This window comes from Humisphaera borealis (assembly GCF_015169395.1).
Lineage (GTDB): Bacteria > Planctomycetota > Phycisphaerae > Tepidisphaerales > Tepidisphaeraceae > Humisphaera > Humisphaera borealis.
The window spans coordinates 2,210,483-2,233,718 of sequence record NZ_CP063458.1 but is presented as its reverse complement, the minus strand read 5'-3'; the positions used below and the strand labels follow the sequence as shown (position 1 = coordinate 2,233,718).

Sequence of the window (23,236 nt, the reverse complement as noted above, 5' to 3'; positions counted from 1 at the left end):
CGATCCGGGCAACCACCTCCGACCCGACCGACGGGCCTCACGCCCTGCGCCGGTTGTCGTCATTCATCACACCCAACCGTTCACAAGGCGATTCGGTTTGGACGAGGTGGACGCCCGCAGTTCACCGATCGGGAGTCCAGGCCGAAAGCGAGGTAAGCAGTGCAGTAACAAACGCCTGACAAAATGGGGAGGTTTCGCTCGCCCGGCTCGCGCGAATACTTAAACAACCTCCGGCGGGGAACGTAGTTCTGCGGTGAGGGGTGATTTTGTGTTCCGGGAGCCAGGTACGTTGCCAATGACTCGATTTTTCAAGCTGTTGTGGTTGCCGTTGGTCTGCGTGATAGAGCTGTATGCGCCGGCCGCCCGGGGGGCGGAACTTGACGACGCCGCCGCGGCTGCTGCCCGCACCCAGGCGCTGAAGGTCTACAAGGATCAGGTCGCGCCCTTCATGGCGAACTACTGCACCGCTTGCCACAGTGGCAACAAGCAAAAGGGCGGGGTGACGTTCCAGAGTGTCCTCAAGAATCCGGATTCGCCGTCGTTCCTGCTGCTCTGGAAGCGGGCCGCGACGCAGATCAACACGCACGAGATGCCGCCGGAAGGGGAAAAGCAGCCGACCGACAAGGAGCGCAAGGCGGTCACCGAGTGGGTCGCGGGAATCAAACGCCTGAGTCGCAAGGACCCCGGTGTGTTCGTCATTCGCCGGTTGAACCGTGTCGAGTACGGGAACACGCTGCGGGATCTGTTCGGCGTCGATCCGCAGATCGCCCGCGAGCTGCCCGATGAGGTGTTCGGCGCGGGCTTCACCAACTCGCTTTCGCCGACGCTTATGGACCAGTACCTGGCGGTTGCCAATGACGTGCTGTCGCGCGTTGTTGCGTCGCCGGGTTCGCCGCCGACGGCGATGCAGCAGAAGCTGTTCGGTCCGGACCTCGCCCCCGGCGCCGACCGAAAGGCTGCGGCCCGCAAGGTGGCCCGGTCGATCGCCCGCCAGGCCTATCGCCGGCCTGCTTCGGAAGGTGAAGTTGACGTGCTGGTGCGCGTGTATGCGCTGGCGGCCGACCAGGGGAAATCGCACGCCGAATCGCTGCGGTTGATGGTCAAGGCAGTCCTCGTATCGCCGCAGTTTCTGTTCATTACGCCGGGGCCGGCGGCCCAATCGCCGACCGGCGGCGGCGATATTGTTCCGCTGGACGACTACCAGCTGGCGTCGCGGCTGTCTTACCTGCTCTGGGCGACCATGCCCGATGCCGAGCTGTCGGCACTCGCCGACGCGGGAAAGCTTCGTGATCCCAAGGTACTCGCCGCGCAGGCCAAACGGCTGATCGCCGACCCGAGATCCCGCGCATTCTTCGATGGTTTCGGTGCCCAGTGGCTCGGTGTGGACAAGCTAGCCGGCAAGGCGTTCGACACGGAGAAGTTTCCGCAGATGACCGCGGCCCTTCGCTCGGCGATGTACGACGAAGCCCGGCTGATGTTCGAGAGCATTCTGCGCGACAACAAGAGCCTCGGGTCGTTCATCGAGAGCGACTACACGTTTCTCAACGGTACGCTCGCACCGCTCTACGGCATGCAGGCCAAGGTCCGCGGCCCGGAGATGCGTAAGGTCACCCTGACGGACGCCAATCGCGGTGGAATCCTGACCATGCCAGGCGTTCTGGCGACCAGTTCATTCCCGAACCGCACCAGTGCGGTGAATCGGGGCGTCTGGGTGCTGGAACAGGTGCTCGGCGAGCACGTGCCGCCGCCGCCGGCGAATGTGCCGCCGCTGGAAAAGCAGGACAAGAAGAAGGTCGCCACGCTGACGCTCCGGCAGCGGACTGAGCTGCATCGAGTGAACCCGGCGTGCGCGAACTGCCACAAGGTGCTCGACCCGATCGGCTTCGGATTGGAGAACTTCGATGCGATCGGCCGCTGGCGCGACCGCGACGAGTCCGGCGGCCCGATCGATGCCACCGGCGAACTGCCGGGGAACCGTCACTTTAAAACACCGGCCGAGCTCAAACGCATCATCGCGGGCCGCAAGGCCGACTTCAGCCGCAACCTGACGAGCAAGATGATGGCGTATGCGTTGTGCAGGCAGTTGGAAGGGTATGACGATGTGGTGATCGATCAGCTTGCCGACACGATCGCCGGGGATGGTTATCGGATGCAAACGCTAGTGGTTGGCGTGGTCACCAGTTATCCTTTCATGCACCGTCGTGTGAATATCCAGCAGGAGGCCTCTCGTGCGAAGTGAACGAATGATCAGTCGTCGGACCTGCCTGCGTGGCCTGGGCGTGGCGCTCGGGCTCCCTTTGCTTGAGAGGATGGGCTGGGCCGATCAACCCAAAGGCGTCGCGTACAAACCGCCGGTACGGCTGGGGTTCATGTACATGCCGCACGGCGTGATCATGGAGCAGTTCTGGCCGAGCGATCCCAAGTCGTTTCTGAAATCGCCGCCGCCGATCCTGGAACCGCTGCGGCCGGTCCTCGATCAGTGCCTGCTGGTCAAGGGCATCAGCGGGGTGCCGATCTCTCCGATGAACGGGGCCCCGCACGCGCTGGAATTGTCCACCTGGCTGACGGCGACACTGCCGGATTCGAAGAAGCGGGACGTGGTTAACATCGCAATCTCCGCCGATCAGATCGCGGCGAATTATGTCGGTGCGTTTACGCCGCTGCCGTCGCTGGAGTTGGCGACGATGCCGCAGACGCACAAGGAGAATCAGGAAGGGCTGAACGAGGCCTACTACTCGCACTGCAGCTTCCGCGGGCCGACCCAGCCGCTGCCGGCCGAAGTCAATCCCAAGGTGGTTCTGAAACGCCTGTTCCAGTGCCGCGAAAAGAGCCAGGCGGGCAACACCACGACCGCCGCCGACGCGCTGGACCGGTCGATGCTCGATCTGGTGCTCGGCGGGGCCCGCGATCTGCGTGGCACGCTGAGCTACGCCGACCAGCGCAAGCTCGACGAATACCTCGACAGTGTTCGCTCGGTCGAACGCCGCATCGCCGCGATCCAGCTTCGCCAGGTCGAAGCGGCCAAGGCGGCGGCGGGGGTTCGGACGACCAGCCGGGTGTTCAAAGATTCCGCACCGATCGAAGTAAAGATGCCCGAGGGGGACAAGCGCAGCGAATACATGCAGGTCATGTGCGACCTGAACGTGCTGGCGTTCCAGACCGACCTGACCCGCGTCAGCACGTACATCGGCTCGACGCCCAACGGGGTGTCGTATCCGGAACTGGGCTTCCCGGATCAGCACCATTCCTGCACGCACCACAACTACGAGTCGGTGAAGCTCAACAAGGTCGCAAAGATCAACACGTTCAACGTGTCGCAGTTCGCCTACATGGTGAAGAAGATGCAGAGCCTGCGCGAGGGCGAGGGCACGTTGCTGGACAACTGCATCATGATGTGGGGTTCCGGGCTCGAGGACGGCAACAAGCACGCCCGGAGCAATCTGCCGTTCGTCATTGCCGGCAAGGGCGGCGGCACGCTCAACACCGGGCGGTTCCTGCCCGACGTCAAGGGTAACCAGGGCGACCTGCTGGGCACGCTGCTTACCTGTGCGGGCATTCCGCTCGACCGCCCGATCGGCATCGCGACCAAGCAACTGACGGAAATGATCGCCAGCTGACGTGGCGTCCCGGCGAGGTCCGGGACATCGGTGCGTCGGAGCATCGGCAGATCAGAACTCCGTTCGGTGCTTTTCCTTTCCGCTTTGCAGTTCGATCCAGTCGATCTGCAGCGGCTGGGCCTGGGCGGGGAGGTAAATGCGTACCACGCCGAGGGGGCCGGTCGCCGGCAGTTGCACGGTCACCTCCTGCCAGTCACCGCCGGGATAGTTGAACGCCGCCGACCGGGCCGGTTTGTCGAGCCCGTCGGGCAGCCAGTCGATGTGTGACACGGCCGCTTCAGACTTGATGCGCAGGCGCACGGTGGTGGGACCGCTGTACTTGCCGGCGGCGAAGCCCAGGAAGGGCGCGGGGCCGGTCTTGTTCAGGGTGACGATGCCGTCCTTCACCGTTGCCGTGCAGCCCCGCGGCTTCCACCCTTGGAGCACCGTTTCGCCGTCGTCTTTCCCCTTGGGTGGGTTGGCGGGATTGGCGGGCTTGGTGGCGGGTTTCTGCCTGGGCTTCTCCTTGTTCGTCTGCACGCCCTCCAGTTCCGGGTGGTATTTCGCCGGGTCGAAAGCAGGGTTGGCCACCGGGACAACGGCCTTGGTATTGGCGAGAAACGTTTCGATCAGCGCGTCGAGCTCGGCGACCAGTTCGGGCTTCCGGGCCGCGAGGTTCACCTTTTCGCCCAGGTCGTCGCGCAGGTTGAACAGGAGGTAGCGGTGCGCGCCCTTCTCACCGCCGTGGAAGATGCGGATGAGCTTCCAGTCGCCGCGATGAACCGAGACCGCCGGCGGTAGCCAGTCAGGAACGCCGGGGTCGTGCGGAAAGTATTGGAAAACGCCGTCGCGAACGAGGTCGCCGCCCTTGAGCGCGGGCAGGATGCTGATGCCGTCGAACCGCTGATCCGGGGCCGGCTTGATGGACAGCGCCTCCAGCAGCGTGGGGTAGTAGTCTTCGCTCTGGATGATCGTATCGCTCCGTGAGCCCGGCAAGGTGACGCCGGGCATGACCACGATGCCGGGAACCCGGGTGCCGCCTTCGAACATGGTGGCTTTGCCGCCGCGCAGGGGGGCATTGCTCGTGGGCACGGTGCCGTCGATCTCGTTGTACATGTTGCCGCCGTTGTCGGCGGTGAACACCACGATGGTGTTGTCGGCAATACCGAGCCGATCGAGCGTATCGAGCAGGGTGCCGACGGCGTCGTCCATGCTCTCGACCATTGCCGCGTAGGTGGGGCTGCGCTGCGGGTCGGCGGGGTTGGCCAGGGCCCGGTACTTGTCGATCAGGGATTTCTTGGCGTCGAACGGGGCGTGAACGCTGAACATGAAGTAGTTCAGGTAGAAGGGTGCGGCCTTGTGCCGCTCCATGAACTTGACCGCTTCCTTGGCCATGCGGTCTTCGATGTGCTGGTTGGGCTCGCCGGGATCGGCATCAAAGTCGCGGAACTTCCAGGGCGCGACATAGCTACCGGCAGGGCCCGGCCCCGACCAGTGAGGCACATCCACATCAAACCCCTGCTGCAGCGGCGAATAGGGATCGGCCCCCAGATGCCATTTGCCGAAATGCCCGGTCGCGTATCCGGCATCCTTGAGCGTCTCGGCGAGGGTGCGGTACTCGGTCTTCAGGCGGGTCGGCGGAATGGGCGCGATCGACTTCTTGTCCGGCGGCGCAGCCTTGCCGGGCTTCACGTCCAGGACCACCTGCGGGACGTGGCAGTTCGGCGTGGTGATCCCCGTTCGCGCGGGGCTCAGCCCCGTGAGGATCGCCGACCGCGTCGGCGAGCAAAGCGGGCTGGCCGAATACGCCCGGGTAAACGTCATGCCGCGCTTGGCCAGTCGTTCGATGTTGGGCGTGCGGTAGTACCTGGTGTGTCCATAGAGCGTCGTGTCGGCCCAGCCCAGATCATCGGCGAGGATGAACAGCACGTTGGGCTTCGTCGCGGCCGGCTTGTCGCCAGCAGCCAGAGCCGCCGTCGGCCCGATCACGCTCGCCAGTACCAGCAGCGATAACGCCCGAAAGACCATTCGCGAACCTGAAATCACTCGAGTTCTCCCTGTTCGAAGTCGTGGAGGCTGTGCGGATGTGCCCGCCGGCCCAGAAGTGACCAGACTGGCAGTTCCTGTCTGATGCTGCTGGCGTGTGTCAGGCGTCATGTCACTGTCAAACGCCGCATCGTGGCGAACCTTCCCCCGGTCGCAGATTACCACCGAATCGCGTCGGATGTCGGGCAGCGATGAATGCCGATCAGGGCCAGAGCGCCTCCAGCATCTGCTTGGCCGATTCGCGCACCTGGGGGTCGGGCTCGTTCGCGGCGAGGTCCTTCAGACGATCACGGAGTTTGCCGTCGCCCGCCCGCTTGGCCGCGGCGACGAGATGGCTCCGCATGACGGCATCGTGGTGGAACACACTCGCGATCACCGCCGGCGATAGCTGCTTGCCCTCGGGATCGATCGCGACCAGCGCCACGGCGGCCGCGCCGCGCTGAATGGAACAGACGTTGTCCGACATGCGCAGCAGCGGGGCGACGGCGGCCTCGGCCGTCCGCGGCCCGGCCGATGCCAGCAGCCGGGCCCCGGCGACCCGATGTTCGCGGTCGCCGTTCTTCACCCAGTCGACCGCCAGCGACAGGTCGGCGTCGTCGCCGGGGCGAAGTTCGGCCAGTGCGTTCGCGGCGGCCAACGGAATACCCGGGAGATCGGACTTCAATGCGGTGAGGAGCTGCGATCGCAGCGCGGCCAGTTCTTCCGGCGACGCGCCGCTGGCGGTGTTGGCGATACCGGCGATCGCTTCGAGCCGCACGGCGACGAAAGGCTCTTTGCCGCCGAGCACCTCGAGCAGCGCAGCCCGCGCCGCCGGCCCGGCCATCGATCGCAGTCCCATCGCCCGGACGTACTGCACGCGAAACGGCTCATTCGTCGCCGCCGCCTGACGGTATTCGGCGAGTAATGGCGGCACCGCGTCGGGTCCGACCGCGTTCAGGACGCGTTCCGCCCACTCGCCTCGAATCGGATCGGTCAGTATCCCCGCCAGGACCGGCACCGCCTTAATGGATTTTCTTCCGCTTCGCACCAAGGTGTCGACGCAAGCGAGGATCAATACTTCGTCCGCATCACGGTAGTTGGGCGTCGACGCCGCCGGCAGCGGCCCCAGGACAAGAAACCAAGCCAGCGCGTCCGAGGCATCCTCGCCGGCGTCTGGCACCCTGACGAGATAGGAGGCCGCAAACCTCCGCTCTGGTGCCTCAGTCGAGTGCATTCGTTCGATCAACTGCGACATCAGGAGCGATCGCCCCTTGCCGGGCTGAATGGCGCGAAGGAGCTCCGCCGGCCTGCTGTTACTGGCCGGGACCTCTTCATTGATCGCCGCGAGAACCCCGAAGGCGGCGCGGTCTGCCTCGGTGAATCCGCTCTCCGGCCGCCGGATGAGTGCGGCCGCCGCCGCATCTCCAAGGAAACGCCCGGATCGCCGTGCCACCGTCTCCCAACCGTCCAGGGTTCCTGCAGGCAAGGGCAGCGGGCTTTTTCCCGACGTCAGTTCGTCAAGTACTATGATCGCCGTCCAACGTTCGCTCGGCTGTCGCTGCGGGTCCAGACTTACAACGAGAAGCTGCTTTAAGGCTGCCGGCGTCTGTATCGCGATGTCTCTGATGAGGTCCCTGGCATAGTCAAAGCCCAGGTCATCTTTTGACGCAACGATTTCACCAACGATATCCGCACCCTGGCTGATGACGACCTGGCGGACCGGTCCTGCATCACCAGTGTTACGTGCCCGCAGATGTCGGACCAGAATGCCGCGGTGATAGTCCCTGATTACCCCGTGGAAACCGATGACCTCGGCAGCCATCGCGAGTTGTCGTGGCGTCACCCAAAGCGCCTGACGGTTCCACTCGGCATTCTGGACGAAGAACTCAGCCAGGTCGGTATCCTGGTCGCGCGTTCCCGCCAGGTCGGCTAGTGTTGTCGGCAGGCCGGGAACGTTCGGGAGGTATACGGCGCGAGACCGGGCCTGCGAGAGCATCACGTCCCACGTTGCGATCTCATTTGCTGAAGGGGCTCTCGGAAACGCCGACTCGCCAGGCTTGGGAAACGTCGGCCACGTCGGGAGCGACGGGGCATCGGAAGCAATGGGCTGCCGTGGGATCGCGACCGCCAGTGCTTTGAGCGGCGGACGGGCCACGGCATGGGAGGCGGCCGTCGCAATCTCTGGACGGGGATCCTTCGAGAGCCTTCGCCATGCTTCGATCGCTCCGACGGGAAGCGGCGGTGCTTCGTCGCCTCGTGTCGCCCGGTCGAGCAACTCGACCGCCCAGACTTGATCGTCAACCGTGTCGGACGGGCGCTGGCATATCGCCAGCAACTCAGTCAACCCAGCGGCGTTGGCGCTACCGATGTCACGCATCAGTGCGACGGAGTAGTCGTCGCCAAGGGTTGTTCGTTCGGCTAGCACTGTGGGAACGAACGCCGGTCCCTGCTGCACGATGAGCCGTCGAACTGCGCCGACATCCTGCTGCTTTCGTTTGGCCAGTTGTCTGACCACGTACCGGCGAAGCTGATCGTTGAGGCCGTCACAGGCAATCAGCACTTCCGTCGCACTGACGACCTGGGGAATCGTCACCCAGTCCATCACCTGGCTGTCGGAAGACGCGAGCACGAACTCGGCAAGGTAGATGTCGTCGGCCCGCTGGCGGTCCGGGTCCGGTGGCTTTACTCCGCGTACGTGGGCATCGTGGAGAGCCGAATCCCAGAGCCGGATGAGTTCGGGAGACGGGAACGCCAGGTTGTTCGTAGACTGCGTTGTCGAACCGGTTGTTGTCGCCAACGGCTCCGCCGGCCGAACGGCCGCCTTTGGAGCGGGGGAGCAACCCCACACTGAAAGCGCGGCCGACCAGACGCACAATCTGTACGTGACTCGTGGTGTTTTGGCGCGAAACGACATTGGCGGACCCTCCCTCTCCCCTTGCCGTGCAGATACTACCGCACCGATCGAAAGCGATCGAGAAGAATGTGGGACGAAGAGCCTTTCTGGATGAAGCACAGTGTCTTGGCAGTGGCGTTTTTTCCGGGTGCCATGGGCTGCGGTACTCCGCTGCCCGTGGCGACGCCTGACTGCAGTCGCACGGCCACGGGCAGGCGAGTACGCCAGCCCATGGCACCCAGAAGTTGCCGACCACGTGAGTTTCTCCCGGCTTTCCTTAACAACGCCAATGCGGCGGGATGACATGCAAAAACGCAGCGGACACCGATCGGTGTCCGCTGCGTTTGTCGTATTCGATCCGCACGCGACGGCGATGTCGCCCTCGGATCCTGCGGGGCCGAGCGCCACGGCTTACGCCGAGAACAGGTAGCCGCGCTGGACGATCTGCTGGCTGAGCCCGTCGGCCTCCCAGAGCATGCGGATGTTGGCCGCTCCGGTGCCTTCGAAGTACTCCAGGCGGATGTCGTACTTCTGGCCGGCGACGAGTGCGATCGTGCTGGAGATCTTGTCGGCGGTGTCGCCGGCGGACCAGGCGTCGATGATGAGCTGGCCGTTGACCCACAGCCGCACGCCGTCGCTGGCGCGGACGGTGAACGTGTAGTTTCCGGTCACCGCCGCCTTGATCTTGCCGAGCCAGCGGGCGGAGAAGTTGTCGACCGGGACGGCCGGGTTGGGCGTGCCGGCACCCCAGTCGAAGTTGATGACGCCGTCCATGCGACCGAGCTTCAGCGTGTTGAAGCTCGTGCCGGCGTAGTACTTGCCGTACAGGCCGGTGCCGTTGGCGAAGATCGGCGCCGTCGCGCTGGCCGTCGCCGACGCGCTCGACTCGTTGCCGTTGACGTCGATCGCGGTGACGTAGTAGTAGCTCACGGTGTTCTCGGGGGCGACGGTATCGGCGTAGGTCGTCGCCGTGATCGCCGCGGTTGTCAGCTTCGTCCACGGGCCGCCCGGGGCGGGTGCGCGGTAGACGTGGTAGCCGGCCAGGTCGCTGTCGGAGACCGACGTCCAGGCCAGGTTAATGCCCGACGTCGTCCCGGCGGTGGCCGACAGGTTGGCGGGCACGGCGGGTGCCACCGTATCGCCGGCGGGGCGAAGGGCGCTCGCCGTCGCCGGAAGCGATTCGTTCAAAGCCGTGTCGATCGCCGTGACGCGGTAGTAGCTGGTCACGTCCGCGGTCGCCGTGGTGTCGAGATAGCTCAACGCCGTAAGGAGCGTGGTGTTGAGTTTGACGAAGGTCCCGTCCACCGAGTCGGACCGGTAGACGTTGTAGCCGGCCAAGTCGGCGTCGGCGGGGGCCGTCCACGACAGGGAGTTGCCCGATACCGCGCCGGTCGCGACGGCGTTGCCCGGCGCGGCCGGGGGCGTGGTGTCCGGCGCGTTGGGGACGAGTTCGATCGCCGAGATGATCGGGTTGTCCAGGATCTTGATCGTCTGCAGGTTCAGGAAGCCGTCGGCAATCGTGACATTGAACGACCGCACGAACTTCTTCTTGCCGCCGCCGGCGTTAGCGACGAGGTCGAAGTTGTCGAGGATCGTCAGGCCCTCGGCCTTGACGCTGAACTTGCGCGATCCGGCCGTGGTGTATACCGGATCGGAGAAGTGCAGGCTCAGCACGTAGTCGCCGTTGGCGGCGGGGACGGCATAGGTGTAAGCGCCCCAGCGGCGGGCGAGGTAGAGCGGATCGTCGATCGTGCCGGTGACGTCGTGGCTGCTTACGGCCGCGGTGCCGCCGGTGAAGTACTGGTCTGCCGCCCAGGTCACGCCGTTGGAATCGGTGAACGCGCCGCCGCCGGTGTTGATGCGGATGGTCGGCAGGGCAACCGCGTTGCGGGTGGCGCTGGCGGCGGCGGACTGGGCGGATTCGTTGCCGCTCGTGTCCACCGCCGAGACCTTGTAGAACCAGGTTTCGCCGACCAGGACGGACGTATCGGTCCAAGTCGTGCCGGTGACCAGCGCGCCGGACATCTGCGTGTAGGTGCCGTCTATCGCGGAGGCGCGGTAGACGCGGTAGCCGGCGGCATCGGTGTCGGCGACCGCCGACCAGGAGACCGTCAGGCCGTTGGCGGCAGTGTTGGCGGCCACACCCGACGGCACGGCCGGCGCGGTGGTGTCGCCGGCGACAACCGTTGCGGAGGTCGACTGGGCCGATTCATTGCCCGAGAAGTCCACCGCCGAGACCGTGTAGTAGACCGTCGAGCCCGGCGTGGCGGTGCTGTCGGTGAAGCTGGTGAGCGTCACCAACGCCGACGTGTTGAGCAGGCTGTAGGTGCCACCGACGATGATCGCCCGGTAGACACGGTAGCCGGCCAGGTCGGCGTCATTATTCGCCGACCAGTTCAGCGTGACGCCCGTGGCGACGCCGGTTCCGGCCAGGCCGGTCGGCGGGGCCGGAGGGACGTTGTCGGTCGTGCGGACCGCGTTCACCGTCGCCGACGTTCCGCTTTCGCCACCCCATGAATCGATCGCCGTGACGCGGTAGTAGTACGTCACGCCGCTGGCGGCGCTGGTGTCGATGTACAGCGAATCGGTCACCGGGCTGGCGTTGAGCTTGGTGTAGGTGCCGCCGGTCGTGGTGGAGCGGTAGACGTTGTAGCCGGCGAGCAGCGGAGCGCCGGTGACATCGCCCCAGTCCAGGGCAATGCCGTTGGGCTGGCCGGTTGCGGCCAGGCCCGACGGGGCACCCGGGGGCATGGGCTTCATGTTGCTGACCAGGTACAGGTTGTCCTGGTAGTCGTAGTTGATGCCGAAGTAGTCCATCCCCATGATCCAGGTGTTGGGGATGAGGTTGTTGTTCTTGTCGCGGGCCGGCCAGAACCGGATGTGATGGCCGGTGTCGAGGGGGTTGTCGGGCACGCTGTTCATCGCGTCGTCCGACCACTCGTTCTCGACGCGGAACTGGAACGCCGACAGCGGGTTGGCCGCCGCTGCCACGGGCTTGAAGGTGCCGCTGGCGACGGTCGTGCCGCCGTTGATGAGCGGAAGGATGGACTGCCCCGACGGGCCCGAGTGGGTGAACACCGTCGCGACCGACCCGGGGTAGGCGAACGGCGCCCAGCGCAGGCGGGCGGTGTCGCCCTGGCCGTGCCAAGCGGCAAGCTGCGTTACTTCGACCGGTGCGCTGCCGTCGGCGCGCACCCAGTACTTGCTGAGCACTTCCTCGCCCAGAACGCCGGCACCATTCCAGCCGTCGGCCATGGTCTGGCCGTTGTTCAGAATCTTGGTCCTGTAGCCCAGGATGTTGTTGACCAGCGTCGGGACGCTGGGTTCTTGGTTCTTCTCCGACTTGTTCTGCCACCAGCCGGCCAACTGCACGGTGGTGACGGCCTCGTCGGCGTCGTTGGTGTTGATGGTGAGCGAGCCGGTGTAGAAGCCGCTCTGGTTCGCCGCCTGCGCCGTCGGGTCCACAGTCGAGTTGAAGCCCGGCCAAGTGGGCAGCGTCTGGGCGACAAACCTGACGGTGATGTCCAGGAATCCGCCGGCGGCGATCTGCGTGCCCGCGGTCGGGGCATTGACGATCGTCCAGGCGCTGGTGTTGCTGACGGCCAGGCTGTTGAGCGTTAACGGCGCCGAGCCGGTGTTTCGCAGGCGCAGCACCGCGGTGTCGTGGGTGACATTGTTCGGCGGCTGCACGACGGTGCCGTCGGTCAGGGTCTTGGTATCGGGCGGCTGCGTCTGGACGCGGCTGAATACCAGGCGGTCGGGGAAGGGGACGGCGTCGGTGTTTTCAAGGCCAATTTCCGCGCCGTCGTTCGAGATCGACACGTTGCGGATGATGCCGACGAAGTCGTTGGAGTCGGTGCCGCCGGACGGATCGTTGTTGTAGTCTTCGTTCGTGAAGATGTACGCGTTGGGCACGGCGGAGCCGTCGGCATTCTTGAGCGGATAGAACCGGAACTTGCGCCGCAACGCGACCGTGTTTTCCTTCGTGTTCAGCGAGTCTTCGCTGTACGCGTAGTTGCTGAAGATCGGGAAGTAGGCGTACAGGCCGAACCGGCTCGCGCCCGGGTCGAAGCTGGTAGTGCCGTTGAGCGTGGGATTGACGCTTTGTGCGTCGGCGGCAGAGATCGAAACCAGTTCCGTGCGGTTGCCCGCCGTGCCCGCCTGGTAATAGCCGAACTTTACCGCCGGCGTTCCACCGGCGAACGCGGCCAGCGGCTCGATGGTGATCGGCCCGGCGCCGGCTTTGACGAACCGCTGGGCGACGACTTCGTCGTTGGGGGTCGTCAGCGGCGCTGTATTGCTCAGGAGGTTGGTGTCGGCGGGGTTGGCGTCGCCGGTGACGACGGGGATCTGGTAGAGATCGAGAACCCGCTGCAGCGAGGGCTCATTCATCCCGCCGGTGCCCGTGGTCGCCAGGCCGCGCAGGTTGACCACGATGCTCGGGTTGGTCGCGTCGTTGCTGGTGATGGTGAGGGTGGCAGTCTTGATGCCCGCGCCCGCACCGACCGTTGCCTTGAACGCGATGCCCACGTCCACGCTTTCGCCGGGGGCGACGGTGGTCGGGAGGCCGGGTTTTACCGTGATCGTCCAGTTGGCGGTGTTGTTGAGCGTCAGGCCGGTATTGGGGATCGACAGCGGCGCGGTGCCGGTGTTGGTGATCTTCACGTACCGCGTTGCGCTGGGGGTGGTGTTGCTGTTGGCGAAGTCGTCGTTGAACCGCAGCGTGGTGGTATCGACGGTGATCCGCGCGCCCGGGGCGACCGGCTTGGCGAGGACGATCTTCTGTGCGCCGTAGTCGACGATGTACAGGTTGCCGTTGGACAGATCCTGCGTGAGGTCCAGCGGGTTGACGAAACCGCTCAGGCCCGAAATGCCGCTGGTGGATTCGGTGACGGCGCCGTTGGCGTCGAGGGTCAGCGCGACGACGTCGGCACCGCCGCTGTAGCGGACGACCAGCAGCTTGCCATCGAGACGGCCGCCGAACGCGTTGCCCTGGTACTCGATCACGCCGTTGGGGGAGTGATTCTTGCCGAAGATCCAGGCCGCGCCGCGGTAATTGCGGTCGGGCTGGGTGCCGGTCGGGTACTGGCTGGTTTCCAGGTAGTCGACCAGGTCGGTCGGGTTGCCGCCGTTCAGGACATACTCGCCGCGGGTCGAGTTGGGATGGCCGTAGTAGCCGCCTTGCTCGATCTTGAAAAGGAAGTCGGGTTCGCTGACGTTCACCTGGGCGATGCCGGGAACGGTCGGGCCGGTGTACGGGCCGTTCTGGGCCTGATCGATACGCGTGCCGGTGAATCCGCCGGCCGGGGAGGCCGGCGTTGCGCCACCGGCGGCCGAGCCGTTGGTGGGGGCGTAAAGCACTCCACCGCGCGTCCAGACCAGGTCGTACGCGTTTCGTACGCCGGTGGCGTAGATCTTGACCGGGGCGTTGGTAGCCCAGGGGTCGTAGTTGGTCGTAGCGCCTTCGGTACGGACCGACAGCGCCCCGAGTCCGCTGCTGATGCGGGTGGCGATCGCCGCGGTATCAATCTGCAGTACGGCCGCAGACAGAAGGTGCTCGGCGCGCAGGCCCCAGGCGTTGTCGGCCTGACCCATGGCGCTCATGGAGCCCATGGCGAAGTACATCTTGCCGTCGGGCCCGAACGTCATCTGGTTGTTCAGGTGGTCGCGAACGGCGCGCGGCAGGCCGGTGATGTAGTCCTGGTAGTTTTCGAGATTGGCACCGCTCAGTCGCGACAGCTTGCCCGTCCAGTCGCTGGCGCCTTCGAAAGCGTACTGTGCGTTGTTCACCCAGAGGATCAGGTTGTTCGCCGTGCTCGACGGGTCGAAGACGATGCCGGTGATGAACCGGTTCCCGCCGTTGGCGGTCTGCACGGTGGTGATGTTCTCGGCCGCGCCCAGCGTTCCGTCGGAGTTGATCGTGAACCGCTGAATCAGTCCCGACAGTGACGAAGCGTAGAGCTTGCCGTCAGGGCCGATCTGCACGCTGGAATACTGCTGACCGGTGGCGGTCGTGAGTTCCACCTTCTGGAATGCGATGTTGGTGTCGGTCGGCGTGATTTCCGTGCCGGTGGTGAAGTTCATCGAGAACGGCACGAACGTCGCACCGCCGGTGTCTTTTACGCCGGCAGTCACTTCAAAGGTGTATTGCGTGTTCGCATCGAGCGGGCCGTAGGGCTGGTAGGTGATGGTGTCACCCGCGCCGCTGGTGCTGACATGCCCGGAGACCGCCACGCGGTCGCTGCTGCGATACAGCTTGACGGTGGTGGTGTTCAGCGTGGAAGTATCGACACCCTTGCCGACGTTGGGCAGGTTCAGCGCCGCCGAGACGAAGCTGTCCCGCTTGACGTTGGTCTGGCTGGGGGCCGGCGTGACTTCGTCGGCGCGCACGCTCGGCTTGGCGATCTGCGGGGTGCCGGGGACGATCTCGAACTTCTCGAACACCAGCGTCTCGGCGGCCAGGTCGTTCTTCTGCATCGCGATGATGCCGCCGCGGGCGTTGCTGGCGAAGAACTTGGTCTTCTGCGCGCCGGTTAGCGTCACCGTCTGGTTGACCTGCACGAGCGAGCCGCCGTTTATCCGGTAATACGCGGTGATCTGACCGGTGCTGGCGTCGCCGGCGATGGTGAGATCGAGCGTGTTGATCGCCGTGAACGAACCGATATTGGTGTAGCTGTTGGCGCTGGCGATCTGGTGAACGAACGCGGTGCTCGGCTTTTGTTCGTCCACGAACTGCAGGAAGGTTCCGTTGGGCTGTGCGACGGCGACGAGCTTCACATAGTTGTCGTGGTCGGGCCCGAACAGCAGTCCGCCTTGCTCGCTGGCGTTGTTGAGGTAACCGAGCGGGCCGATGAGGCGCGTGCTGATGCTGAAGCTGCCGGAGGCGGCGCTGAACTGGGTCTGCAGGCCGTTAACGAGGGTGTTGTCGTTTTCCCACGGTCCGCCGGCGAGGGAGGTACCGGTGGTGGTGACGCGCAACCGTCCGCCGACCATGTCGATCAGTGACGGCGCGTATTCGTTGTTGTTCTTGTTCGGCATCACCCAGGTGAAGCCGGTGCCCAGGCCGTTCTTGTCGACGACGCCGCCGCTGGACGTGTCGAAATCCAGCGAATAGGGCAACGTCTGGATAATCGAAGCGTCGCCGGCAAAGAGCTTGCGGTCTTCGAGCAGTTCGACGACGGCATTCGCGGCCGAGGCGAGAGAAGACTGTCCGCGCGGCTTGCGCCGCACCGCGGGGCTCGCGACCAACGAACGGCTGTCACCCACGACGAAGGAATTCTTCACGGCCACTGCTTCGCTCCCGGAAAATCACAGGGCCCCGGAAAACAGACTGGGGCCGATCGAACTATACGTCGCCCCCACAGGGGCGACGGGCGGGGCGGAACCGCCGATTTCAGCGGGAAAACCGCCGAAAACCCCAGCAATCACAGCCCGTTACGCGCTGGCTGCCTGAGGCACATGCCCTCTTCAGGTCAGCCCGGTCACGGGCCTTGACGGCTGCCGGATAAACCTCACGTCCGGCAATGTCGGGCACGGCAAACCACCGGTGGCTTGTCACACCGTTGCGTCCGCTCTTGCGAGCCAACATGTGGCGCAAGGCGGCGCAACGGCACCTGGCCCGATCGCACGGCTATATGCTCTTTCGGTCAGGAAAGGTGGGTGCCCAAGTTGGCAACCGGGAGGAGTTGACCTGGGCTAACGAAAGTGGGAGGACGCTGGGCTTGTAACCGGACGTGAAATGGCAGAAAGAGGTGGCAGGGGAGAGCGCAGACTTGGCGCGATTCCCCACCCCCGTAGCGTGGCCAAAGGCCCAACCGCGCACGGCCGGTGAGGCAAGATGTTGATGACGCCCTCAGCCCCTGCACCGCTTGGTAATGCCCGGCGTCATCTCATTAAGCATCTGGAAGGACCGCCCTGAAAGCATCGCGATCATGCGATGCCGAATCCGGAGCCGTGGCGGGGCACGGTCGGTCAGGCGACCTACTCCGCCGCTTCAATCCCCAGGTCCTTGACCTTCTTATTGAGCGTGTTGCGGTTAATGCCCAGGAAATCCGCGGCCTTGGTTTTGACACCGCCGCAGCGGGCTAGGGCGCGGTCGATCAGTGCCATTTCGAGCTGGTCGGTCACCAGCTTGTAGATTTCGCCTTCGCGCATCTCGTAGTCGGCCATCGCCTGATCGGCCAGGCGGCGCGTGAGGGTTTCGATGCTCTCGCTCGACGAGTTCGTCCGCCGCTGGGCGGCGAACATCCGTACGCTTAGCGGCAGCAGGTCTTCCGAGAAGTCCTCGGTCGTGCTCAGCACCACGGCGCGCTCGATCGCGTTCTCCAGCTCGCGCACGTTACCCGGCCAGGGGTAGCGCATCAGCACGTTCAGCATGTCCCGGCTGATCCGCCGCAAGCTGCGGCCGTTCACCGTGTTGTACTTGTCCAAGAAGTGATCGATCAACGGCGGAATGTCTTCACGGCGGTTCCGCAGCGGCGGCAGGTAGATCGGGCAGACGTTCAAGCGATAGAACAAGTCTTCGCGAAAGTTGTCCTTCGCGACCTCTTCCTGCAGATCGACGTTCGTCGCCGCGACCACGCGGACATCGACCTTCATCGTCTGGGTGTCGCCGACGCGCTCGAACTCGCGCTCCTGCAACACGCGGAGCAGCTTCACCTGAAGGTGCGGCTCCATCGTGCCGATTTCGTCGAGGAAGATCGTTCCCTGGTCGGCGACCTCGAACCGGCCTTCCTTGTCGCGAATCGCGCCGGTGAAGCTGCCCTTCACGTGGCCGAACAGTTCCGACTCCAGCAGCGTGCCGGTCAGCGCGCCGCAGTTCACCCGCACGAACGGCTTATCTCGCCGGGGCGAGTTGTAGTGGATCGCCTTGGCGATCATTTCCTTACCGGTGCCGGTCTCGCCGAGGAGCAGCACCGTCGCCCGGCTGTTGGCGACCTGTGCGACCGTCGCGAACACATCGTGCATCGCCGGCGAGTCGCCGATGATGTTCTCGAATCGGAACCGGTCGCGGATCTGCGCCCGCAACTGGGCGTTCTCCTCGATCAGCACTTCCTTCTGCCGCAGGACCATCCGATTCAACTGGATTGCCTGGGCGAGGAACGCGCCAATGATATCGATCAGCCGCAGATCGCTCCGTAGCTGTTCGTCGCTCTCGAACGGCTTATCGACCGACAGCGCGCCGGCGGTTCGGCCTTCGATACGGATCGGCACACAGATAAAGCTGATGGGCCCGCTGTCATGTGCCAGCCGGCCGGTGCGATTCAGGAAGTCCGGGTCATTGCGGAGGTCGGCAATGATGCGCGGCCGGCCGGTGGCGACGACGTTGCCCGTCACCCCTTCGCCGAGCGCGTATTTGCCGCGTTCGATTTCGTCGGGGGTTAACCCGACTGCCGCTTCCGTGCGCAGCCGCCCGGTGGATTCATCTAATAGCACCAGCGCCCCGCGGTGCATATTTACTTTCTCAGAAACGAGTTGCATCACCTTTGCGAACGCCTGCCGCAATTCGATCGTGGAAGAAAGTATCTGCCCGATCTCCGTGAGGACGGACAATTCATAGTCAGATCGTTTTTCGGGTGCCTGATTCATGAGCGTTGATGGATGCGTTCCGCCCATATTCTACGCACGTGTTCGGTTCGGGGCAACCGCAATCCGGTTCCGGGGGAATCCCGGGTGGAAACATTCCGCTTGGCCGAAAAGAGGGATCACCACGGAGGCACGGAGACACGGAGGGCACCTCGGATCCTCGACGCTTTAACCGCTGTGATGGCCAGAGCGAACTCGACCAGAATCGACTCTCCTAAAAACATGGACCTTTATCTCGCGGGCATCTCAGGTCGCCTGGCATCTCGGGTTGCCTGGCATCCCTCCGTGTCTCTGTGCCTCCGTGGTGATCCCTCTGCCGCGCCAGAGGTATCGCACCCGGAATCGCCAGACTACTTACTTGCATCAAGACGCTCTATTTCGGGCCAACGCCTCCCAGTCCACGGGCTCCACGGCAGCGACGATGTCCGGCGATAAGTCGCCGGCCGAGGCTCGTCCCGCCGGCACGGTCGCAAGAATCGAAAGTTTCCCCCACTTCTCGATCGCTCGCCCGTTGGTCTCCTCGGCGACGCTCGCACCGTCGGTGCGGTACTGATTGATTACCACGCCGGCAATCTTGACCGACCTCGACCTCAGGGCCTCGGCGGTCAGCAAGGTGTGGTTGATGGTCCCCAGGTGCGGCCGCGCCACGATGACCGCCGGCGCACCAAGCCAGACAGCCATGTCCAGTACGGTGTGTTTCGCGTCCATCGGAACCATCACGCCTCCCACGCCTTCGACGATCATCACGTCGCTCTCGCGGCTCATGAGCCGGATCGAGCGATCGATCGCATCCCAATCCAGCGGCTGCTTCGCCCGCTCGGCCGCGACCGCCGGTGCCAAGGGTTCCTCGTAACGCTGCGGGCAGATCAGGTCGAGCGGAAACCGGGCATCGGCACACGCCGCCAGAAACTCCGCGTCTTCACTGACCAGTCCCTCCCGGCGGTGCACACACCCGGTCGCCGCCGGCTTGAGCACGGCAACGCGTGACCCGCGCCGCCGAAACCAGTCGGCGATCGCCCCGGCGATAACCGTCTTACCGACGCCGGTATCGGTGCCAGTCACAAAGATCGAAGGAATCGGAACACGTGCGAGCATGTGGCAATGGTAGCACAGCGCCGCCGCCGGGGATCATCGGATAGCGCGTGTGCCGAACGAACCCAAGTCACTCGTCCGAACGAACCCAAGCCGATCCGCCAAACGAACCCAAGGCTTTTCGCCGAACGAACCCGAGATCGTCTCGCCTGCGGTTGCCAGACCGTTTTGGAAAGGGCAAGTACGCTTGCCCGTGACCGTCGGATGCCAGAAGACACGGGCTTGGGTACAGGCCCATGCCAGAGTCACAGCCGCCAAACGAACCCGAGGCGTTTTGCCGAACGAACCCGATCCAGCCGTTGGCGTTGGCCTCCTGCACCTCCACTCGACTGGATGAAACAAGACCGCTCGGCTCGACCCCTCCAGATCGTCCGAGTCCACGTCCCGCCGACCAGCGCGACGACCAGCCCGGCGCTCAAGGCGAGCCGACGCGCCGTCAGTGCAACGCCATCCAAGCCGCCCGCGCGACACCCCGGCCAACGACGGATCACACCCGCGAAAGCCAGGCATCAAGCGACTTTAGCCATCCTTGCCCGCACCCAAAAGGGGCCGGGAAGGATCTGGCAAATGGTACGGTATATGTTAAGTATGTGGCGCAATTCTGCAACCTTTTTCTCAACCGTTTCCACCCAAGCCACCGTTCCGTGACCACCGACGTCCAGCCCTCCACGGCATGGCAATACACCGCCCACCCCGGCGTTCCAACAGCACGTCTGTGAGAAGCGGCCCCGTCCAACCCCATTTGGCGTGACATCGCCTGACGCCGTCACCGTGAGAGCATTCGTATGCGTATTGCAACCCTACGCCATCTCCTTCCCGTTTTCTGTCTCCTGGTGCTCGGGTCTTCGCTCTGCGCCGCCGCGAAGCCCAACATCCTCATCATCCTTGCCGACGATCTGGGTTACGGCGACGTGCACTGCAACAATCCTGATCGGGGGAAGATTCCCACCCCCAACATCGACAAGCTTGCCTCCGAAGGCATGCGCTTCACGGACGGGCATTCGTCGTCCGGCGTGTGTTCGCCTTCACGCTACACCTTGCTCACCGGGCGGTATCACTGGCGCACGAAGTTGCAGTCGGGCATCGTCGGCATGTTTGGCGAGCCCCTGATCGCGCCGGATCGCATGACCATTGGCACGCTCGCCAGGCAGCAGGGGTATCGCACCGCGTGCATCGGCAAGTGGCACCTGGGTTGGGACTGGCCGATCACCCGGGAGCAGCGGTCGTTGCTCGCGCCGTTAAAGCAGCCGACCGACGAAGCCGGCAATGGGAACAAGAAGGCCGCCGCTGCCGGAGCCGTTGCCACCGAGCAGCAGGTCGCGGCCTGGCGGCAGATCTTCTCCAAGCCCATCGCGGGCGGCCCGAGCACGCGCGGGTTCGATCTCTACTTTGGCACCGATGTTCCGAACTGGCCGCCGTTCTGTTTTATTGAAAACGATCGCATGCTCGGCATTCCCACCGAGTTCCTGCCGCGTGAGTACATGGCCAAAAACCAGGCCAGCAACCAGGGGCCGGCACTGAAGGATTGGAAGCTCGAGGGCATCCTTCCGGCGCTCCAGGACCGAACGATCCGGTTCATGGACGAGTCGGTGCAGAAAAAGGAACCCTTTCTGATCTACATGCCGCTCACCTCGCCGCACACGCCGTTGGCCGTGAATGCACAGTGGAAGGGCAAGAGCCAACTCAATCTCTTCGCCGATTTCGTGATGGAAACCGACGCCGTTGTGGGAAGGGTGCTCGATGCGCTGGAAAAGAGCGGCGCGGCGAGCAACACCCTCGTGATCTTCACCGCGGACAATGGTTGTGCTCCATACGTTGGCGTGGAAGATCTGGAGAAACAGGGCCACTACCCGAGCGGCCCGTACCGCGGGTACAAGGCCGACGCATGGGAAGGCGGGCATCGCGTGCCGTTCATGGTCCGCTGGCCCGGCGTGGTTAAGCCGGGCACCGTCTGCAACCAGCTCGTGTATCAGGCTGACTTCCTACGCACGTTTGCCGATCTGTTCGGACAGAAGCTCCCGGACAACGCCGGTGAAGACAGTTTCAGCCTGATACCGCTACTGAAGGGCGACGACAAGCCGGTCCGCGAGCATGGCGTGAGCGCATCCATCCAGGGCTCGCCGGCGGTACGCAGCGGCTCATGGAAGTACATCCCGGCACCCGGCTCCGGCGGATGGGGCAAAGGCGGCGATCAGTCGCAGCCGGTACAGCTTTACAATCTCGCCGACGACACTGCCGAAGCGAAGAACCTCGCGGCCGCCATGCCGGAGAGGGTTGCCGAGATGCAGGCACTGCTGGAGAAGCTCATCACCGACGGGCGCAGCACGCCCGGCGTACCGCAGAAGAATGATGTCGTCGTGAAGCGATACCCCGCCGCGGCCGCGCCGAAGAAGGCAGCAAAGTAGAGCCTCGGTCTTCACAATGGTCGCCAGGTAGTCGGTCGTGATTCGCACCCCGGTACCGCCGAGCGATTGCTCGGCATGTCGAAGAGCCGAGCAGGCGCTCGGCGGTCCCAGGCTGCGAATGGGCGCGAATCGAGGACGCTCCGTTAGACGTTTGGTTCCGTGCCAGCCCCGTTACGCGCACTGGTGCCGAATCTGAATCATGAAAGTCACCCAACCCACCCTCGCCGTTGTTCTGGTGCTCTGCACCCTTTGCATCGTCAGCTCAGCCGTCGCGGCCGAGCAACGCCCCAACATCGTCTTCATCGTTGCCGACGATCTGGGCTACGGCGAACTCGGCTGTTACGGCGGTAAAGAGATCCCGACGCCGCACATTGATGCGCTGGCCGCCGGTGGCGCGCGCTTCACCAGTGGGTATGTCACGGCCCCCTTCTGCGCCGCGTCCCGTGCGGCTTTGATGACCGGCCGCTATCAGACTCGCTTCGGGTTCGAGTTCAATCCGATCGGCGCCAAAAACGCGGCCCCGGGCATTGGCTTGCCCGTCGCGGAAAAGACCGTGGCCGATCGCCTGCGCGATTCCGGGTATGCGACAGCTTTGGTGGGCAAGTGGCATCTCGGGGGAACGGCGGAGTTTCACCCGCAGCGGCGCGGTTTTGACGAGTTCTACGGCTTTCTGCACGAAGGTCACTACTACGTGCCGGCGCCGTGGCAGGGTGTGACGACCTGGCTCCGCCGCAAGACATTGCCCGATGGCGGCAAAGGCCGCTGGACCTCGCCCGACGGCCGTATCGTCTGGAGCACGCACCTGGGCGGCAACGAACACGAATACGACACCGACAACCCGCTGCTTCGCAGCAGCCAGCCGATCGACGAGAAGGCGAATCTCACCGACGCCTTCACCCGCGAAGCGTGCGATTTCGTCGGGCGGCATCGGGCTCAGCCGTTCTTCCTCTACCTGTCCTACAACGCCGTTCACAGCCCGATGCAGGGGGCGGACGCGTACATGAAGAAGTTCGCGCACATTGAAGACGTCCACCGCCGCATTTTTGCGGCGATGCTTTCCCATCTCGACGACAGCGTGGGCAAAGTGCTCGCGCAACTTCGCGAGATCGGCGTTGAAGACAACACCCTGGTCGTGTTCCTGAGCGACAACGGCGGCCCGACGAAGGAACTCACTTCCAGCAACGCCCCGCTAAGCGGCGGCAAAGGCGAATTGCGCGAAGGGGGCATTCGCGTGCCGTTCGTGATCTCGTGGAAGCATCACGTTGCGGCCGGGCGGGTCATCGATACGCCGATCGCCTCCATCGACGTGACGGCGACCGCGATCGCGCTGGCCCGCGCCGAAGCGGCGTCGGGCACCAGGCGGCTGGACGGCATCGGCCTCATGCCGCTGCTTGCCGACAACGCCACGCCGATGCCGCCGCGACCATTGTTCTGGCGGGTAGGGAAAAAGAACGCCTTGCGCGTGGGTGACTGGAAGCTGATCCGCGACGGCAAAGACTGGCAGCTCTACGACCTGGCCCGCGATATCGGCGAGACCGCCGACCTGGCCGCCAAAGAACCGGCCCGCGTGCAGCAAATGTCTGCCTTGTGGGACGCCTGGAACGCCGAACAGGTCGAGCCGCTGTGGCGGTAGCAGCCCT

9 protein-coding genes are annotated in these 23,236 nt (G+C 64.5%); 4 read left to right on the top strand and 5 right to left on the bottom strand.

Going from position 1 to position 23,236, the window contains the following annotated elements:
* Nucleotides 1-295: 295 nt before the first annotated feature.
* Nucleotides 296-2,239 (top strand): DUF1592 domain-containing protein, encoded by a 1,944-nt coding sequence (locus tag IPV69_RS08280; protein ID WP_206294576.1) that lies wholly within the window; start codon nt 296-298, stop codon nt 2,237-2,239.
* Complete coding sequence (locus IPV69_RS08275; RefSeq protein ID WP_206294574.1) at nt 2,229-3,617, top strand: DUF1552 domain-containing protein; 1,389 nt, start codon at nt 2,229-2,231, stop codon at nt 3,615-3,617. The genes IPV69_RS08280 and IPV69_RS08275 overlap by 11 nt, the downstream gene beginning before the upstream one ends.
* Nucleotides 3,618-3,668: 51 nt before the next feature.
* On the opposite strand, the gene IPV69_RS08270 is transcribed toward IPV69_RS08275, so the two are convergent.
* From IPV69_RS08270 to bioD, 5 genes are all read right to left on the bottom strand, one after another.
* Complete coding sequence (locus IPV69_RS08270; RefSeq protein ID WP_449272145.1) at nt 3,669-5,624, bottom strand: sulfatase; 1,956 nt, start codon at nt 5,622-5,624, stop codon at nt 3,669-3,671.
* Between the two features lie 220 nt (nt 5,625-5,844).
* The gene (locus IPV69_RS08265; protein ID WP_206294570.1) at nt 5,845-8,418 is read right to left on the bottom strand and encodes a hypothetical protein; all 2,574 of its coding nucleotides are present in this window, start codon (nt 8,416-8,418) and stop codon (nt 5,845-5,847) included.
* A 507-nt stretch (nt 8,419-8,925) separates the two neighbouring features.
* On the bottom strand, nt 8,926-15,798 hold the full coding sequence (locus tag IPV69_RS08260) for a PA14 domain-containing protein (RefSeq protein ID WP_206294568.1): 6,873 nt from the start codon (nt 15,796-15,798) through the stop codon (nt 8,926-8,928).
* A gap of 696 nt (nt 15,799-16,494) precedes the next feature.
* Nucleotides 16,495-18,102 carry a sigma 54-interacting transcriptional regulator gene (locus IPV69_RS08255; RefSeq protein WP_206294566.1) on the bottom strand — a complete coding sequence of 536 codons (1,608 nt, stop codon included), beginning with the start codon at nt 18,100-18,102 and terminating at the stop codon, nt 16,495-16,497.
* Nucleotides 18,103-18,462: 360 nt separating this feature from the next.
* Nucleotides 18,463-19,194: a dethiobiotin synthase gene (bioD, locus tag IPV69_RS08250; protein WP_206294565.1), complete on the bottom strand. Its 732-nt coding sequence runs from the start codon at nt 19,192-19,194 to the stop codon at nt 18,463-18,465.
* Nucleotides 19,195-19,976: 782 nt separating this feature from the next.
* Between bioD and IPV69_RS08245 the strand changes: the two genes are divergently transcribed.
* Complete coding sequence (locus tag IPV69_RS08245; protein WP_206294564.1) at nt 19,977-21,596, top strand: sulfatase family protein; 1,620 nt, start codon at nt 19,977-19,979, stop codon at nt 21,594-21,596.
* A gap of 199 nt (nt 21,597-21,795) precedes the next feature.
* Nucleotides 21,796-23,229, top strand: a complete 1,434-nt coding sequence (locus tag IPV69_RS08240; RefSeq protein WP_206294563.1) for a sulfatase-like hydrolase/transferase — start codon at nt 21,796-21,798, stop codon at nt 23,227-23,229.
* Nucleotides 23,230-23,236 lie beyond the last annotated feature (7 nt).

Coding starts and splice junctions, on each gene's coding strand:
- IPV69_RS08280 (WP_206294576.1), top strand. CDS start 296: ATGACTCGATTTTTCAAGCTGTTGTGGTTGCCGTTGGTCTGCGTGATA.
- IPV69_RS08270 (WP_449272145.1), bottom strand. CDS start 5,624: ATGGTCTTTCGGGCGTTATCGCTGCTGGTACTGGCGAGCGTGATCGGG.
- IPV69_RS08255 (WP_206294566.1), bottom strand. CDS start 18,102: ATGAATCAGGCACCCGAAAAACGATCTGACTATGAATTGTCCGTCCTC.
- bioD (WP_206294565.1), bottom strand. CDS start 19,194: ATGCTCGCACGTGTTCCGATTCCTTCGATCTTTGTGACTGGCACCGAT.
- IPV69_RS08245 (WP_206294564.1), top strand. CDS start 19,977: ATGCGTATTGCAACCCTACGCCATCTCCTTCCCGTTTTCTGTCTCCTG.
- IPV69_RS08240 (WP_206294563.1), top strand. CDS start 21,796: ATGAAAGTCACCCAACCCACCCTCGCCGTTGTTCTGGTGCTCTGCACC.